This window comes from Hyphomicrobium denitrificans ATCC 51888 (assembly GCF_000143145.1).
GTDB lineage: Bacteria > Pseudomonadota > Alphaproteobacteria > Rhizobiales > Hyphomicrobiaceae > Hyphomicrobium_B > Hyphomicrobium_B denitrificans.
On record NC_014313.1, the window covers coordinates 1,046,117 to 1,061,193 of the forward strand.

The 15,077-nt window shown below is 61.0% G+C and carries 17 protein-coding genes and 2 tRNA genes; 13 read left to right on the forward strand and 6 right to left on the reverse strand.

Features of this window, described 5'->3' with window-relative positions:
• Window positions 1-154 precede the first annotated feature (154 nt).
• The 5 genes from HDEN_RS04880 to HDEN_RS04900 all read left to right on the forward strand — a co-directional run bounded on the left by HDEN_RS04880 (window position 155) and on the right by HDEN_RS04900 (window position 5,215).
• The gene (locus HDEN_RS04880; protein WP_013215020.1) at window positions 155-523 is read left to right on the forward strand and encodes a DUF2946 family protein; all 369 of its coding nucleotides are present in this window, start codon (window positions 155-157) and stop codon (window positions 521-523) included.
• 89 nt (window positions 524-612) lie between these two features.
• Window positions 613-3,093 (forward strand): TonB-dependent receptor family protein, encoded by a 2,481-nt coding sequence (locus HDEN_RS04885; protein ID WP_013215021.1) that lies wholly within the window; start codon window positions 613-615, stop codon window positions 3,091-3,093.
• 3 nt (window positions 3,094-3,096) lie between these two features.
• Window positions 3,097-4,323, forward strand: coding sequence for a sialidase family protein (locus tag HDEN_RS04890; RefSeq protein WP_013215022.1), 1,227 nt, complete (start codon window positions 3,097-3,099; stop codon window positions 4,321-4,323).
• Window positions 4,320-4,817 (forward strand): TlpA family protein disulfide reductase, encoded by a 498-nt coding sequence (locus HDEN_RS04895; protein ID WP_013215023.1) that lies wholly within the window; start codon window positions 4,320-4,322, stop codon window positions 4,815-4,817. The genes HDEN_RS04890 and HDEN_RS04895 overlap by 4 nt, the downstream gene beginning before the upstream one ends.
• Before the next feature lie 140 nt (window positions 4,818-4,957).
• Entirely contained in the window at window positions 4,958-5,215 is a 258-nt protein-coding gene (locus HDEN_RS04900; protein WP_041921868.1) for a GlsB/YeaQ/YmgE family stress response membrane protein, read from the forward strand.
• 117 nt (window positions 5,216-5,332) lie between these two features.
• Here the strand turns inward: HDEN_RS04900 and HDEN_RS04905 are convergent, their stop codons facing one another.
• Window positions 5,333-6,313 carry an NAD(P)H-dependent flavin oxidoreductase gene (locus HDEN_RS04905; protein ID WP_013215025.1) on the reverse strand — a complete coding sequence of 327 codons (981 nt, stop codon included), beginning with the start codon at window positions 6,311-6,313 and terminating at the stop codon, window positions 5,333-5,335.
• 26 nt (window positions 6,314-6,339) lie between these two features.
• Entirely contained in the window at window positions 6,340-6,777 is a 438-nt protein-coding gene (locus tag HDEN_RS04910; protein ID WP_013215026.1) for an Rrf2 family transcriptional regulator, read from the reverse strand.
• 95 nt (window positions 6,778-6,872) lie between these two features.
• Here HDEN_RS04910 and HDEN_RS04915 point away from each other — a divergent pair, with 95 nt between their 5' ends.
• Window positions 6,873-7,283, forward strand: a complete 411-nt coding sequence (locus HDEN_RS04915; RefSeq protein WP_013215027.1) for a group III truncated hemoglobin — start codon at window positions 6,873-6,875, stop codon at window positions 7,281-7,283.
• Window positions 7,284-7,313: 30 nt separating this feature from the next.
• Here the strand turns inward: HDEN_RS04915 and HDEN_RS04920 are convergent, their stop codons facing one another.
• A complete protein-coding gene (locus HDEN_RS04920; RefSeq protein WP_041921554.1) occupies window positions 7,314-8,111 on the reverse strand; it encodes a hypothetical protein in 798 nt (265 codons plus the stop codon).
• A gap of 283 nt (window positions 8,112-8,394) precedes the next feature.
• Between HDEN_RS04920 and HDEN_RS04925 the strand changes: the two genes are divergently transcribed.
• Window positions 8,395-8,468, forward strand: a tRNA-Gly gene (locus tag HDEN_RS04925).
• Between the two features lie 36 nt (window positions 8,469-8,504).
• Here the strand turns inward: HDEN_RS04925 and HDEN_RS04930 are convergent.
• The 3 genes from HDEN_RS04930 to HDEN_RS04940 form a co-directional block, all read right to left on the reverse strand.
• The gene (locus tag HDEN_RS04930; protein WP_013215029.1) at window positions 8,505-9,317 is read right to left on the reverse strand and encodes a quinoprotein dehydrogenase-associated SoxYZ-like carrier; all 813 of its coding nucleotides are present in this window, start codon (window positions 9,315-9,317) and stop codon (window positions 8,505-8,507) included.
• Window positions 9,318-9,558: 241 nt separating this feature from the next.
• A complete protein-coding gene (locus tag HDEN_RS04935; RefSeq protein ID WP_013215030.1) occupies window positions 9,559-9,891 on the reverse strand; it encodes a bactofilin family protein in 333 nt (110 codons plus the stop codon).
• 147 nt (window positions 9,892-10,038) lie between these two features.
• Window positions 10,039-11,604, reverse strand: coding sequence for an OpgD/OpgG family glucan biosynthesis protein (locus HDEN_RS04940; protein ID WP_041921555.1), 1,566 nt, complete (start codon window positions 11,602-11,604; stop codon window positions 10,039-10,041).
• Window positions 11,605-11,926: 322 nt separating this feature from the next.
• On the opposite strand from HDEN_RS04940, the gene HDEN_RS04945 reads away from it, so the two are divergent.
• From HDEN_RS04945 to rplA, 6 genes are all read left to right on the forward strand, one after another.
• A complete protein-coding gene (locus HDEN_RS04945; protein ID WP_013215032.1) occupies window positions 11,927-12,310 on the forward strand; it encodes a YbjQ family protein in 384 nt (127 codons plus the stop codon).
• A 148-nt stretch (window positions 12,311-12,458) separates the two neighbouring features.
• A tRNA-Trp gene (locus tag HDEN_RS04950) sits at window positions 12,459-12,534 on the forward strand.
• Window positions 12,535-12,627: 93 nt separating this feature from the next.
• Entirely contained in the window at window positions 12,628-12,825 is a 198-nt protein-coding gene (gene secE, locus HDEN_RS04955) for a preprotein translocase subunit SecE (protein ID WP_041921556.1), read from the forward strand.
• A 50-nt stretch (window positions 12,826-12,875) separates the two neighbouring features.
• The gene (gene nusG / locus HDEN_RS04960) at window positions 12,876-13,451 is read left to right on the forward strand and encodes a transcription termination/antitermination protein NusG (RefSeq protein WP_013215034.1); all 576 of its coding nucleotides are present in this window, start codon (window positions 12,876-12,878) and stop codon (window positions 13,449-13,451) included.
• A 211-nt stretch (window positions 13,452-13,662) separates the two neighbouring features.
• Window positions 13,663-14,109, forward strand: a complete 447-nt coding sequence (gene rplK, locus HDEN_RS04965; protein WP_013215035.1) for a 50S ribosomal protein L11 — start codon at window positions 13,663-13,665, stop codon at window positions 14,107-14,109.
• Between the two features lie 67 nt (window positions 14,110-14,176).
• The gene (gene rplA / locus HDEN_RS04970) at window positions 14,177-14,863 is read left to right on the forward strand and encodes a 50S ribosomal protein L1 (RefSeq protein ID WP_041921870.1); all 687 of its coding nucleotides are present in this window, start codon (window positions 14,177-14,179) and stop codon (window positions 14,861-14,863) included.
• The last annotated feature ends 214 nt before the right edge of the window (window positions 14,864-15,077 follow it).

Consider the following 15,077-nt stretch of genomic DNA (forward strand, 5'->3'; position numbering starts at 1 on the left):
AGCGCTGATTTTTCTGCTCAAGCTGTAAGCGTTCCAATCTGCGAATGCCGGTATTTGCGGCAGTCCAGATGACCACGTAGTCACCCCCGGTTGCGACCCCTGGCGGGCGAAGCTAATGTGGCCGCGTCCGATTCCGCTTCGGCGAAGAGATCACATGCGCCGTTACGTCAGTTTTCTGATCGGCCTCGCGTTCGTCGTGCGCAGCTTGTTGCCTGTCGGCTTCATGCTCGCGGCTACGAGCGCGAACGCAGGCGATATCGGCATCGTGATCTGTACCGGTCACGGTCCGCTGACGGTCGACGATACCGGCGCGCCGTTGCAGCAGAAAACTCCGTTGTCCGGCAAGGACATCTGTCCCTATGCCCCGGTTGGCGCAGTCGATGTCGACCATGATACCCCGCATCTGCTCGCTCGAACCGTCCACTATGCGGAGCTGACGTTCCGGATCACGCGCGAACGTTTCAGCGCTACGCCCACCGCAGGCGCGCAATCGGCGCGCGGTCCACCTGCCGTTCTGATCTGAGTAATTCGCGTCCAAGCGCGATCGCCGTAGAGACTACCAAGTCCCGGCCTCGCATCGTCGCAGCTTCAGTTCAGTCGGGTCATCGGGAAATGCTCATTCAGGCGGATCGCCTCAAGGCGGGGCCGCGTACCACGCGCAAGCTCCACATCACCTCTCACAGCAGCACTTTTGCTCTGCTTGCCGTTCTGTCGTTGATGGCGGCCGGAGACGCGGCGCAAGCTCAGGACGCGCAGGCGCAGGAGTCCATCAGTCTTCCGGACGTCACCGTTCAGCAGGAGGCGCAGAAGGCGGCGGCTCAGGCGACCGCCCAGAAGCCGTCGTCAACCGCTAAAAAGAAAGTCGTTGCGAAGCGATCGGCGCCGCCTTCCGGCGTTCCGAAGCCCGCGCCCGCGCCGACCGACGTTGCGGGCGCGCCGTCGCCGTTGCCCGGGGCCAATCTCTCGCTTTCGCCTGCGGCCGGAAATCCGGGAGCCCCGTCGAGTTCGGTCGCTTCCGTTCCGGGCGCCTCGGGCGCCGGAGCGCAAACGGCAACCGGCATCGACATGGCGCGGTATGCAAACACGCCGGTCTTTTCCGTCACCGACATCCTGCATGACGTTCCGGGCGTTTCGCTGAAGCAAGGCAACGGCCCCCGCGACATGGGCATCTCGATCCGCGGATCGAATGCGCGCAATGGCTTCGGCATTCGCAACATCGTCATTCTCGACGACGGGTTCTCCGTCACCCAGCCGGACGGTCTATCGCGCAGCGACCTGATCGATCCGCACGCCTATTCGGGCGTCGACGTATGGCGCGGGCCGTCATCGGCCCTGTTCGGGAATTACGCGACGGGCGGCGCGATCAACTTCCGCACGTGGCCGGGCGGCGTCATCGACGGCATCGAATACGGCGTCGACGTCGGAAGCTTCAACTACCTGAACAATTATGTCGTCGGCGGCAAGAAGGGCGAGAACTGGGAAGCGTCGATCTTTTCGAGCGACGTTCGCGGTGATGGATATTACGGCTACAGCGATTTCAACACCCAGACCGTCAATGCGCTGATCACCTATCAGCCCTCGTCGACGGACACGTTCACGTTCAAGTTCATCAATAATAATGTTTACACGGAACTGCCGTTCCGCATGTCGTTGAACAACTTCAATACCAATCCTTTCCAGAAAGGCTGCAAAACGTACGCAACGGCGGCGGCGGGCTGCGAGACGCTCAGCTTCATGGGCACGCGTCAGACGGCGGAGCAGGCTGGCGCAAACCGCGACGACCGGCGGACGATCGGAGGCGTGCGCTGGGATCACGAATTCAGCGCTTCGACGACGGGGCAGGTGCAGGTCGTCATCGACGATCGCAACATCAGTCAGCCCACTGGGACGACGCGCGGGCTCGGCGATTATCTTTCCTACAACGTCACCGCCGGTGTCACGAACACCGCGACGTTCGCCGGTTTGCCGATGCGTTCCTATCTCGGCGCGTTCTGGAATTACCTGCCGGTCGACGCTCAGACCATCCTGCTCGCGCCGCGCGATAGCGTGCTGAATGATCGTCTGCAGTCGGATCAAGTCGGCTCAACGGAGAATTTTGGCGCGCGGGCGCGTCATGAGGTCAAGCTTACGGATGACGTGGCCGTCATCGCAGGTGCAACGGTTGAACGCACCTCGTTGGATGGCACGCAGCGAAGTTACAGTGCGGGCGGCGCGATTACCCAGACCGTCAGCGTCGGACGCGAGATGACAAATGTCGCGCCGGAAATTGGCCTGCTCTATACGCCGAACGATCAATGGCAGCTTCGCGCACGTATCGGCACGGGGTACGGGACGCCGCAGTTTTCCAATCTGTTCATCCAGCAGGACGGAAACCCGGGCAACAACACGGATCTCAAAACGCAATCGAACATCGGCTACGATCTCGGCGCGGACTGGACGCCCGTCAAAGGCGTGACGCTGAGCGTCACCGGCTTCTACGAGTTCTTTACCAACGAGATCGTTTCGCAAGCTTCGCTGACGCCGGGCAGATCGAACTTCAGCTACAACGCGCCAGCCTCCGAGCATCGCGGCGTCGAACTGATGGCCAATGTCGCGTTGACGGACAGCGTGCGACTGACGGCGGCGTATCTCTACAACAATCAGATCTATACGGACTACGATGAAGTCGTGTCCGGCGCGCCGAATGCGGTCAGCCGGGCCGGGAACAAAATCCCGGGTATCTCATCCAATGAGCTGACGGCGCGAGTGAGCTACGACACGCCGTCCGGGATTTACAAGGGCGTCGGCGCCTATGTCGAATACCAGTGGCATGACGGCTTCTACATGGAAAACGCCAACCTGCTTTGGGCTCCCGGATACCAGACGGTCGACGTCAACGTACATTATGAGCGGACACTGAATTGGGGACCGATCAAATCGTTCCTCGCTTATTTCGAAGTCCGCAATGTGCTTGACGAAGTCTATATCGCGTCCGCCAACAATATCGCAGACAGGGACGGGTCGACGGCGGAGACGCTCGCTCAAACTGGAACGGGTTCCATCTACGCCGGCGCGCCGCGCACGTTTTACGGCGGCATGAAAGTGAGGTTCTGAGTGATGCGTACACATCTCAAATTGGCCGCGTTGCTTTTGCTCGCTGCCTCCGCAGGCGTCGCCAATCTTGCGCAAGCGCACGACGGAGCTTCGCATCATCATGAAACGGCTGCGGCGTGCGCGTCCTCGGAGCTTGCCTGCGCGAGCGTCGCCACCGGCGCGTTTGCTCCAGACGGCAAGCTCTGGCTGACGTGGTCTGCGGGTGGGCGCATTTCGATCGCAAGCTCGCCGGATCTCGGGAAAACATTTTCGACGCCGGTCACGCTGCCTGCGACGAAGCTGCCGCTCGATGACGGACCGGATGCGCGTCCGAAACTCGCCTTCGGACCCAACGACCGTGTCGCCGTCACGTACGCGTCGCGCGACGAAAAATACAACGGACATGCGTTTATCGCGCGATCGGCTGACGGCGGCAAAACGTTCTCCGAGCCTCAGCCGATCACCACGGGCTCGCCGAGCCAACGCTTCGAAACGGCGGCATTCGATCCGAATGGGCGTGTGTTCGTAGCCTGGATCGACAAACGCAACGTCGCCGCCGCGAAGAAGCAGGGCAAAAAGTATGCAGGCGCGGCGCTCGCTTACGCGTGGGACGACAAGCCGGGCGGCGCGCTCGAAGCGGCATCCATCGCCCGCGACAATTCCTGCGAGTGCTGCCGCATCGCCGTTGCGTTCAAAAGCTCGGGCGAGCCGGTCGTAATGTTCCGCAACATTTTCGACGGCGGCATTCGCGATCACGCGACGATCACGTTCTCGGACGCTGGAAAGCCCGGGCAGCTATATCGCGTGAGCGAGGATGACGCGAAGATCGACGCGTGCCCGCATCAGGGACCGAGCCTCGCAATCGGCAGCGACGGCGCTTATCACGCGACGTGGTTCGCACTCGGGCGCAAGCTGAAGGGCGTCTACTACGCGCACTCCGAGGATGGCGGCAAGACGTTTTCGGAGCCGCTGCGGATTGGCGATCAGAGCGCGCAGATTTCGCGCCCGTATGTCTTGGCGGCAGGGGGCACGGTTTACCTCGCCTACAAATCCTTCGACGGCGAGAAAACCAGCATCGATCTGATGACGTCGCACGACGGCGGACGCACGTGGAGCAAGCCGCGGACTGTCGCGTCGGCGGCAAATGCGTCGGATCATCCGTTGCTCATCGCGCAGCAGGCGAGCGTTTATCTGTCATGGCTGACGACGAAAGAAGGCTATCGACTGATCCCCCTGGAGCCGCAGTCATGAACGCTGTTGTGCGTATTGCGTCCGTTCTGATGTTCGTCTGGTGTGCGTGCGTTCAAGCGCTGGCCGAGCCGCCGCGCACGTTCGACAGCGCGAGCTGGCAGACGCTTCTCGATGGACGCAAGGGCCAGCCGGTGATCGTGCACTTCTGGGGTTTTTCGTGCGGCAACTGCATGGTCGAGCTGGAAGACTGGGGGAAATTTGCAGTCGCGCATGCGGACACGACGATCGCATTCGTGAATTGGGACCGCCGCGGCGCCGATCCGAAGCGCATCGAAAAAGCGCTCCTGAAAACCGGCCTTGGCAACGTCCAGAGCTTTAGCCTTGCGAACGGGTTTGAAGAGAAGCTGCGCTTCGCCGTCGATCACGATTGGATGGGCGAACTACCCTACACGCGCCTCATCGCACGCGACGGCACGGTCACGACATTTTCCGGCGCCGCCGATTTCAAGAGCCTGTCGCAATGGCTCGGCGATGCCCGGCAAAGTCAGAGATAGCCGCGCCGCACAACCTCTCGCGCGTTTTGTTGCCTCGCAGGAACTTTGTTTGCAAGCTTGTCAACGGCCGTTTTGCCGCAGATGATCATGTCGAACCGATTCGTGTGCGTGGAGGCTCAAACCGAGAGGAAGACATGGATATTGATCTCCAGTCACTGATCATCTGGCTGCTTATCGGTGCTATTGCCGGTTGGCTCGCTGGGCAAATCATGAAAGGCGGCGGATTTGGTCTCGTCGGCGATATCATCGTCGGCATCGTCGGAGCGTTCATCGCCGGTATCTTGTTCCCAAGGCTCGGCTTTGCGTTTGGTAACCCGCTTGTCGGATCCATCATTGCTGCCGTCGTCGGCGCGTGTCTCTTGCTGTTCATTCTGCGATTGGTCCGCCGTGGCCCATAGGCGCGCGCGACTCGGACGGTACTGATTTTGACACAACGTGAAGCCGGCTGCTCGCCGCAGCCGGTGGAAGCTTTGCGTTTCAGATTACCGCTGCTGCGTGCAGTCGCGCACCGTGATTTATGCCTGCGAGACGATTTCGCGGGGCTTCGATAAAAGCAGGTCTTCCGCTTCGCGCATCAGCCGTTCGATGATTTCTGCTGCAGGTTCGATCGAACGGATCAGGCCGACAACCTCACCGACGAAGGTGTTGCTCTTTTCGGGATCGCCTTCGATCCAGCCGGCACGGTATTTCGCAGCTTCCTCATCGGCGACCGCGATCAGTTCGGCTTCGCGTCCGTGCCAGCGGCAAATGAATTCGTTGATGAGAACTCGGGCGCTGTACTGCTTCGGCCATTCGAGCTTGCGCGCCAGATCCATCGTCTGCGAACGAATGGTTTCGTCGCCCGTCGCGCTCAACGCGGTGTCGTGCATGCGCTGGCTGACGTTGGCTTCCTTTGACGCCCAAAGGCGCGATCCGACCATCACTCCTTCAGCGCCGAGCATCAATGCGGCGGCGACTGTGCGGCCGTCGCCAATTCCGCCCGCTGCGCAAAGAATGGTGTCGGGATAGTCTTTCGCAATCAGGTCCGCGACTTCGGGGACGATCGATAGGGTTCCGCGACTTTGTCCGTGTCCGCCGGCTTCGGCGCCCTGGGCCACGATAACGTCGGCGCCACATGCCATCGCGTGCGCCGCGTCGCGCCGGGTTTGCACCTGGCAGATCAGTGTTACGCCCGCGTCCTTGATGCGCTTGGCGAAGGGCTCGGGATTTCCGAACGACAGGATGATGGCTTTCGGTTTGTTCGAAAGCGCCAGATCGAGAAGCGCCGGCTGCTTGGCGAGCGACCAAGTGATGAACCCGCAGCCGACGGGTTGATTGCCGGCCGCGCGAAATTCCTGTGCGATCCAGTCCGCGTCGCCGTATCCGCCGCCGATCAGGCCAAGGCCGCCGGCCGCGGACACCGCCGCCGCGAGACGACCGCCCGCTGCCCATGCCATCGGTGCGCAGATGATTGGATGCCGTAGTCCAAGCCGTTCCGTCAGTCGTGTCTTGAGCACGCCGTTCCCCCTTTCATAACCGGCCCTCAGCTTATGAAGGGTCGTAACTCGCGTAAGATCGAATTCCTGTTTGAAAGAATGTCAGCCAGCGTCCATTCATCGAGTTCCGCGAGGAAGGCGTCGATTGCGCGCCGCAAAGCGAGCCGCAGCCGGCAGCTTTGCGAGATGCGGCACATGTTGGATTCGCCGAAGCATTCGACGACATGAAAATCTTCTTCGACGACCCGCAGCACTTCGCCGATCGTCAGGTCTTCGGCGGGGCGTCCGAGACGAAGACCGCCGCCGCGGCCCCGCAACGTCTTGACGAAGCCGTGCCTCGCAAGCTTGTTGACGACTTTCATGAGGTGATTTTCGGAGATCGCGTAGACTTTCGCGATTTCCTGGATCGTCGCTAGGCGGTCCTCTCGCGCTCCGAGGTACATGAGTACGCGAAGCGCGTAGTCGGAATGGACTGTTAGCCGCATCGGAGGGTCCGTCGAACGGTTGCCGGGAACAGGCAAAACACTTTAAGGTGCAATCTCAGTACATCTTATGAAGTCTAACGGCAAGAGCCTCCGCCATGTCGTATCATCCCCCGCATCCAAAAGCGCCTGGACTATCCGTCGGGATTGACGAGGTCATGGTTGCGGATCTGGTCAATCGTTTCTACGCCAAGGTGCGGCAGGACGAGTTGCTCGGTCCGGTCTTCAATTCGCGCATCGAGGATTGGGACGAGCACTTGGCGAAGCTCAGCGCCTTCTGGTCTTCCGTCGTTCTGATGACGGGGCGCTACAAAGGCCAGCCGATGCCCGCTCATGTCGCCATTTCCGAAATCAGCGAAGAGCATTTTTTGCGTTGGTTGGAGCTGTTCGCCGAGACTGCGAAGGCGGTCTGTCCGCCGGAGGCCGCAGCCTTGTTCGTCGATCGCTCGCAACGGATCGCGCAGTCGCTCCGTCTCGCCATCGCCGCGAGCAAGGGTATCATCGCTTAGACGCAGATTTCGTTGCTCGATGCGTTTCCGTTAGGCGCTTGCTTCGGCTTCGATCAAGTATTGACGTTCGCGTCCGGCGAGGAGCGGTCGGCCGATATAGCGATCGAGTTCGCCGCGCCGCAAAAGACGCCACGGCTCGATGAAGCTGACGAAGCGCGCCTGACTTGCCTGATCGCGATAGCGGGGATCATAGCGCCATATGCGCCAGGCGCTGAGATAGCGAAGACGCATCAGGCGCACCGCATCGAAAAGCACACGCATGAACGGCAAGCTTCTGATTCCCGTGACGATTGCGCGGTGCGTCGATCCAAAGGTTTTCCAATACCAGCTGCCGAACATCATGTCGGCGGCACGCACCCAGATTTTGCGTACGGCTGGGACGAGAAACGCGATCGGAAACACGACGAGAAAGAAATGCAAATAAACCTGACTGGCGATCAGGCAAACGACGGCAGCGATTTTCGCGAGTAAAGGCGCTTCATGCCATGTGCGTCGGGCGAACCTGGCTGCGGTATGGACTTTCTCGCGCCAGCCATGTGCTCGCCGGACGGTCTTGTCGCTGACGACGACGCTTGCGGCATATCCGAGGCCTATGCTCGCCCCGGCCGCGAGAAACCGCGAAAGCCGCCGCAATCCGACGCCCTGTGCCAGGAGTTTCAGGAAGCTTCCGGCGGAACGTGCGATGATGTTGCGGACCAGGATGACGCCGTTCGACAGAAATCGCGCGGCCGCTCCTATGGCGTCTTGTCCGGTAGCGGCGTAGATCGCCACGAAAGACGCTATGAAGAGAAACGCGAAAGCCGCGTACCAGCCTTTGCCCTTTCTCATCGTTCCCCACCCGCTCTTTGCGGTTCCCGCGACGCCCCCAACCCCGGCAAAGCGTATCATCCCCGCCTGCGGGGCGGGTAGCGCCGCTTGATGGCCGTTCCGAGACTTGGGAGCGCCGGATGCGGGCTAATCCGTCCGCCGTGCGTTGTGAAAATTACGTCACTCCGCCGCGCATCTGTCGCTTCCAAAATCAGCCGCGGGCATTTATAGAACCGGATGCTCTGGGAACAAAGTGTTCCAGGCGCCGCGGCGATTGCCTAAGTAATTGCTTTCGCTACAGGATGCGGGTGTAGCTCAATGGTAGAGCAGCAGCCTTCCAAGCTGAATACGTGGGTTCGATTCCCATCACCCGCTCCATAACCTCGCGGCGGACGCCTGTTGGCGGTGCCGGCCTCAGGACGGGTTGCCGGAGCGTCCTGAGAACTTCGTCCCATCCGTGTCTTCAGCGGTGACTTCGAGGCGGTCGCTTGCGCCGGGCAGATAGCTGAACCGGAAATGCGGGTCTTCGCTGATCGAGATGCCGCCTTCCATGGCGAAGACGAGCTTGCCGTCCGCCGTGACGGACAGATGCGAGATGAAGCGCGCGGGCGGATACCCTCCCGAAAGCTGGTCGATCGCCAAACCTGAAATATTGGGATGCCGCATCATGACTTCGCCGAGGTCAGACTTGCCGGCGTTGCCCGTGGCGGTCCTTATGCGCATCTTGCCGATGGATTTCGCTGCTTCCTCGGCGTCGCGGCTTGCTGGCGCCGAGCAGCCGCCGGACGCTTTGACGAAAGCCTTCGTCATATACAGTTTGCCGTCCGAGCTTTCCGCGATGGCGCGTACGAACGTGTAGCGGTCCACACGAATGCGTGTCGCCAGGGTGCGCGGTCCGCGTCCCGCCGCTTCTCCGTACGTAAAGGTTGCGACGACCGGAGCTGGATTTTCGTCGGCGATCAGCGTCAGCGATTTGACGTTGTCCGCAAGTTCAGGCGCCAGACGTATCGTGATCGGAACCACGGCGGCGTCTTCGGCGCGTTCCGGAGCCTCCAGCGACAGGAGCCCCTTGCCGTCGATCATGTCCTGCTGGCCGAATGTATCCTTTCGGATGCTGGCCCAGGACGCTTCGCTCTCGTGATTGATTTCTTCCGCGCCGGTACCGGCACCGGTCAATGTTAGAGCTGCGATCGCGAAGGCAAAGAGGATGTACTTCGAGCGTGACATCGGCACTCCTGGCTTCGAGTTAGAAAAAGGAATGCATGCTATGGCAGCATGCTTAGCGCCGTTCAGCGTTCAAGCTTGGCCGCAACGGCGCTCGCGATAAAATCGGCGCTACCCACAAAGCATCCGCGCCAGCAACGGTTTTAGCTGGCCGGTGCCGCAGATCAATCGAGCGGGTGTGGAGGTCTGGCAAATTCGCTTGCCAACGCTTTGCAATCTTTGCGTTGGACGAGCAGCGAAGACCTCAAGTCAATTCCAGTGGAGCGGCGTGGCGGCGCGAGTTGCCTTCGAACAGGCAGCCGTCTTCTACGGAGAGATGCTTATGGAAAATATTTGCGGCGACGGCTGACGACGGCTTCAGAGTGATGTGTGTCGCGAAGATCTCGCCCGAGACTTCGCCGAGGATGGTCACGCGGTCGGCCTTGATCGTGCCGTCGACAATGCCACGCTCGCCGACGACGAGCGACATGCAGCTGATGTCGCCCAGAACGGTGCCGTCAATGACGACCGGACCGGGAAAATCGATGTTCTCCCGAATGCGAACCTTGGGCGGAATTGAGAAGACGCGATAGGACATGCGACACCGGTTAGGCCGAGTGCGTGGCGGTAACACAGCGTCGCGTCAATCGATGGCAACAATTGGGCTTCAGTGAGGGGATTGGGGATTAGGGATTAGGGACTTCAAGAATTAGCGTTCGCGTCGTTTGAGAATTCGGATCGGCGCTTACGGAAACGCCTGATAGATCCAGGTTTCGCTCAGTGCGACGCCGTCCTTTTGCAGAAACGCGCGCAGGTCGGCTTCCTGTCCGTCGAGATCGGAGAGGTCGAACATCATCCGCCAACGCTTGGTGCCGACGACGGGGAAAGCTTCGACGCCGGTAATCTTGCCGCGCGTGGTCGTCACGACCGTATGCGTGCCGCCGAAACGGGTCTGCTCTTCGAGAACCTTGCCTTCGACGTCGATCATGAATTTGCGCGCGCCGGGCTTGGTGTGGCGGAGATCGAGGTCGCGTCCGCCGAGACCGCCGAGCCCGATGCGCGTCGCGACGATGCGGCCGACGTCGCCGGTCGGTGGGCCATCGACGCCCCAATACAGCCGATACTTCGTGTTGATCACCGTGCCTTGGACGATTTTCTGCTCAGGCGTCCAGAACGCGACCATGTTGTCTTCGGTCTCGTTCGTCGTCGGCAACTGCACGAGATTGACACAGCCTTTGCCCCAATCGCCGAGCGGTTCGACCCACATGCTCGGGCGGCGATCGTAGAACAGGCTGTCGTCCTGATAGTTCTCGAAGTTGCGGTCGCGCTGGACGAGGCCGAAGCCTTTGGGATGTTCATCCGAAAAGCTGTTGGTGACGATGCGCGGCGGGTTGGCGACGGGACGCCAGATGCGTTCGCCGGTGCCGGTCCACAGCGAGAGGCCGTCGCAGTCGTGAACCTCAGGGCGCCAGTCGCCGCGGAAGTGCCCCGAATTTTCACCGTACCAGAACATGCCGGTCAAAGGCGCGATGCCGAGCAAGTCGACAGGCGCACGGAAAAAGAGTTCGCATTCGACGTCCTGCAATGCGCCGCCCTGTCCGCCTTGAATGCGGCGGCTGTCCATGCGGTAGGCGCCGGTCACGCTCTGACTTTCGAGAAGAGCGTAGATCGTCATGCCCGCACCGTTCTGTTCGAGCCAGAACGAGGTGAAACGCGGGAATTCTTCCGGTCGTCCGGTGTTGATGGCGAGTCCGCGTGCCGATCCGCCGTACTGATCCTGCGGGTCAGAGGCACGGAAGTAGGATGCGCCGAGATAGGAGAGCCAGTCGCTGACGCCGCCGCGGCTCATCAGGCGGAAGCCCGCGAAGCCGGCAGACTTCAACGTCCGCAACGGATGGTCGGAGGGCATGTTGAACAGGTCGGGCGTATAGACGACCTGACGCGCCTGGCCGTTCTCGATGACGTAGATGCTGACCGGTTCCGCGTAGAAACGTCCTTGCGGAAAGAGGCGCACCTTCTGTGCCCCCGGCACGTCGCGCCAAAGCTCCATCTCGGGCTTATAAATGGCTTGCGCGAACGTATCGAACGTCATGCCGCGCAGAGGATCGGAGTCAGCCGGCTTCGGAGGCGGTGTGTAAGGGGCCTTCGCCAGCTCCTTGGCGCGCGTCTTGAGGTCGTCGAAGGAGAACGGCTCCGCATTTCCGAGCGCCATGGCTCCGACAGAGGCGGCGCGTGCGGGAAGCGCCCAGCCCGCGACCGATGCGGCCAAGGCTCCGGAAAGAACATCTCGACGATGCGGTGTGAATGTCATGGCGCTGGCTTTGAACGAATAATAGGGGCGGGATTTAGTCATCGTCAGAAAGGCAACGTATCGAGGCCGGGCAGGTGCCGCCGCGAATGTGAGGCAATTAAGCTGATAACGTAAGGCGTGACGACGACAAGCCCCTTCAAGTCAGATCGTGTTGATGCAACTTTGGGTTCGGCGATCGACGGCAGGCGCTGGGGTGCGAAGCGCAAATCCCGGCGCGCAAGCGTCGAGCATTGCAACTTCAGCGGTCGCCAGCCAAGCTCTATTGCATTAAGTTGCGTTCAGACTGCGCAATTCCGCCCGCACGGCGAAACAGGGGATTTTCATGCTGGTTGTTACGACGAATGAGATTCAAGGCTACCGCGTCGTGCGCCATCTCGGCCTGGTTCGCGGCTTGACGGTGCGGTCACGCAGTGTCGTCGGCAACCTCGGCGCCGCAATTCAGATTTTCTTCGGCGGCAATATCTCCGTGTATACCAAGCTCGCGGAACAAGCCCGCCAGGAAGCCTTCGATCTCTTGGTCGAGCACGCGCAAAGCATGGGCGCCAATGCCGTTATCGCGATGCGATACGATGCGAACGAGATTGCATCCGCCGTCACCGAGGTGCTGGCCTATGGATCGGCCGTCGTTGTCGAGCCGATCGCGGGTTCGGCGCAGTCGTCGCCGGGTGGTGCTGCCGGTGCTCCCGGTCCCTGGACCGGCCGCTGAAGCCGACAGTTCGACATTTCCTATTGAATAACGGCAGCCGGGACAAAAAAGCTCGCGCATGGGGCTGACAAGGGCGATGACATCAGTTAAGGAAACACGCCCCGAAAGAGGCTGCGCGACGCCCGGGCTTTTGCTCGCGTCGGGTTTAAGGGGTGTAGCTCAATTGGTAGAGCGTCGGTCTCCAAAACCGAAGGTCGGGGGTTCGAGACCCTCCGCCCCTGCCAGCCTCAGCTAGGTCTGATCTGCCGACCGGCCCGGTCAATCAACGACGGGGCTGGAGCGGCATGTTGTCGCATCTGCGCATAGAAAGCACTTTAATGGCGAAGTTCAATCCCATAACCTTTATCCAGGAAGTTCGGCAGGAAGTCTCCAAGGTCACCTGGCCGAAATGGAAAGAGGTGTGGATCACGACTTTGATGGTGCTCATCATGGTCGCGTTCGCCTCTGTTTTCTTTTTGCTCGTCGATCAGGTTTTGAGCCACATCGTGCGCTTCGTTCTTGGGGTGGGCAGTTGAGCATCAGCTCTCGGTATTTGGCTTGGTGACGCGCTAGAGGGCGTTTGAGAATGGTTGTCGCGCAAGATCGCGAAGAAAAAAAGTCGGTGGCCGGAACGCGCTGGTACATCGTCCACGCCTACACGAATTTCGAGCGCAAGGTCGCCGACGCCATTCGCGAACGCGCGAAGGCTGGTGGTCTTGATGATCTGTTCGAAGAGATCGTCGTGCCGACCGAAGAGGTTGTCGAGGTCAAGCGCGGCCGCAAGATTCCGACCGAGCGCAAGTTTCTGCCGGGCTATGTGCTCGTCAAAATGAAGATGACCGACCAGGCGTTCGTGATGATCAAGAACACGCCGAAGGTCACGGGCTTTCTCGGCGCCGACAACAAACCGATGCCGATCCCCGAGGATGAGGCGCTGCGCATCCTTAATCAGGTGAAGGAAGGCGTCGAGCGTCCGCGTCCGACGATCACCTTCGAGATTGGCGAGAACGTCAAGGTTGCCGACGGCCCGTTCGCGTCGTTCACGGGCGTCGTCGAAGACGTCGACGAGGAGCGGTCGCGGGTCAAGGTCGCGGTGTCGATCTTCGGCCGTCCGACGCCGGTCGAGCTCGAATTCGGGCAGGTCGAGAAGATTGCGAGTTGAGGGCGACGTTCCGGCGAAGGCTATGCCGGGACATTGCGCGAGAGTTTGAGAATTCCGGTGCTTCAGCATCGGGAACCGCGGCGGGGTTTCGGCTCTGGGGCGGTGACGTGCGGGAGGGCAGAGTTCGTGGCAAGCGATCCGGCCCGTTGAACCGCTAACCCTGAGCGTGACGTCCGACGACGTCTTCACGCTCTAATGAGTGAAGGGGACTATGGCGAAGAAAGTCGACGGCTATATCAACCTACAGGTGCCGGCAGGCGCGGCGAATCCGTCGCCGCCGATCGGTCCCGCGCTTGGCCAGCGCGGCGTCAACATCATGGAATTCTGCAAGGCCTTCAACGCGAAGACGAAGGACCTCGAGCAGGGCACGCCGATCCCGGTGAAGATCACGGTCTATTCCGACCGCTCCTTCACGTTCGAGATGCGTAACCCGCCTGCAACCTTCCTGATCAAGAAGGCCGCGGGCCTTCGTCCGACGGGCAAGGGCGGCACGGGCTCCAAGGAGCCGGGCCGTGCGGTTGCCGGAGAGGTGACGATTGCGCAGCTGAAAGAGATTGCCAAGGGCAAGCTCAAGGACATGAACACCGACGATATCGATGCCGCCGCCCGCACGCTTGCAGGCAGCGCGCGCTCGATGGGTCTCAAGGTGGTGGAGTAGTCCGATGGCAAAAGCTCAAATCAGCGCTGAGAAGATCAAGGAAACGCGCGAAGCCGGCGGCAAGCGCATGCTCACCGTCAAGCAGGGCCTGCCCGCAGGCAAGTCTTACGGTGTCGACGAAGCCGTGAAGATCCTGAAGGACCGCGCCAAGGCGAAGTTCGACGAGACGATCGAAGTCGCCGTCAACCTCGGCGTCGATCCCAAGCACGCCGACCAGATGGTTCGCGGCGTCTGCAATCTGCCGAACGGCTCGGGCCGCACGGCGCGCGTCGCTGTTTTCGCGAAGGGCGCCAAGGCTGACGAAGCCAAGGCAGCAGGCGCGGACATCGTTGGCGCGGAAGACCTCGTCGAGATCGTCTCGAAGGGCACGATCAACTTCGATCGCTGCATCGCGACGCCGGACATGATGGGTCTTGTCGGACGCCTCGGCAAAGTGTTGGGCCCGCGCGGCCTGATGCCGAACCCGCGCGTCGGAACGGTGACGATGGACGTCACCACCGCAGTCAAGGGCGCCAAGGGCGGCTCCGTCGAGTTCCGCGTCGAAAAGGCCGGCATCGTTCACGCCGGCGTCGGCAAGGCGAGCTTCTCGCAGGAAGCACTCGTCCAGAACATCAAGGCGTTCGTCGATGCGGTCGTGAAGGCCAAGCCGACGGGTTCCAAGGGCACGTACCTGAAGAAGGTGTCGGTGTCGTCGACGATGGGGCCTGGCCTCAAGCTCGACACCGCGACCGTTTCGTCGGGACCGGTGGTCTAAGATATTTGCGAATTCCGGGGCAACCCGGAAAACCCGGACCGGGGCTTTCGAGCTCCGGTTCGAAACTGTCCGAGACTGTAGGTGCCAGCCCGTTCGCGGGTCGGCCGAAATCTCTTCCGGGAGAGCCTGCATGAGACAGAAGTAGATCGGATTTGAGGTGCAGGCCTCGCATTCGGTTTGAACCTTCTGGGTCAGCACCGTGCCGCCGTTCAAG

Coding starts and splice junctions, on each gene's coding strand:
- HDEN_RS04880 (WP_013215020.1), top strand. CDS start 155: ATGCGCCGTTACGTCAGTTTTCTGATCGGCCTCGCGTTCGTCGTGCGC.
- HDEN_RS04885 (WP_013215021.1), top strand. CDS start 613: ATGCTCATTCAGGCGGATCGCCTCAAGGCGGGGCCGCGTACCACGCGC.
- HDEN_RS04890 (WP_013215022.1), top strand. CDS start 3,097: ATGCGTACACATCTCAAATTGGCCGCGTTGCTTTTGCTCGCTGCCTCC.
- HDEN_RS04895 (WP_013215023.1), top strand. CDS start 4,320: ATGAACGCTGTTGTGCGTATTGCGTCCGTTCTGATGTTCGTCTGGTGT.
- HDEN_RS04910 (WP_013215026.1), bottom strand. CDS start 6,777: ATGCGGCTAACAGTCCATTCCGACTACGCGCTTCGCGTACTCATGTAC.
- HDEN_RS04915 (WP_013215027.1), top strand. CDS start 6,873: ATGTCGTATCATCCCCCGCATCCAAAAGCGCCTGGACTATCCGTCGGG.
- HDEN_RS04920 (WP_041921554.1), bottom strand. CDS start 8,111: ATGAGAAAGGGCAAAGGCTGGTACGCGGCTTTCGCGTTTCTCTTCATA.
- HDEN_RS04930 (WP_013215029.1), bottom strand. CDS start 9,317: ATGTCACGCTCGAAGTACATCCTCTTTGCCTTCGCGATCGCAGCTCTA.
- HDEN_RS04935 (WP_013215030.1), bottom strand. CDS start 9,891: ATGTCCTATCGCGTCTTCTCAATTCCGCCCAAGGTTCGCATTCGGGAG.
- HDEN_RS04940 (WP_041921555.1), bottom strand. CDS start 11,604: ATGACATTCACACCGCATCGTCGAGATGTTCTTTCCGGAGCCTTGGCC.
- HDEN_RS04945 (WP_013215032.1), top strand. CDS start 11,927: ATGCTGGTTGTTACGACGAATGAGATTCAAGGCTACCGCGTCGTGCGC.
- secE (WP_041921556.1), top strand. CDS start 12,628: ATGGCGAAGTTCAATCCCATAACCTTTATCCAGGAAGTTCGGCAGGAA.
- nusG (WP_013215034.1), top strand. CDS start 12,876: ATGGTTGTCGCGCAAGATCGCGAAGAAAAAAAGTCGGTGGCCGGAACG.
- rplK (WP_013215035.1), top strand. CDS start 13,663: ATGGCGAAGAAAGTCGACGGCTATATCAACCTACAGGTGCCGGCAGGC.
- rplA (WP_041921870.1), top strand. CDS start 14,177: ATGCTCACCGTCAAGCAGGGCCTGCCCGCAGGCAAGTCTTACGGTGTC.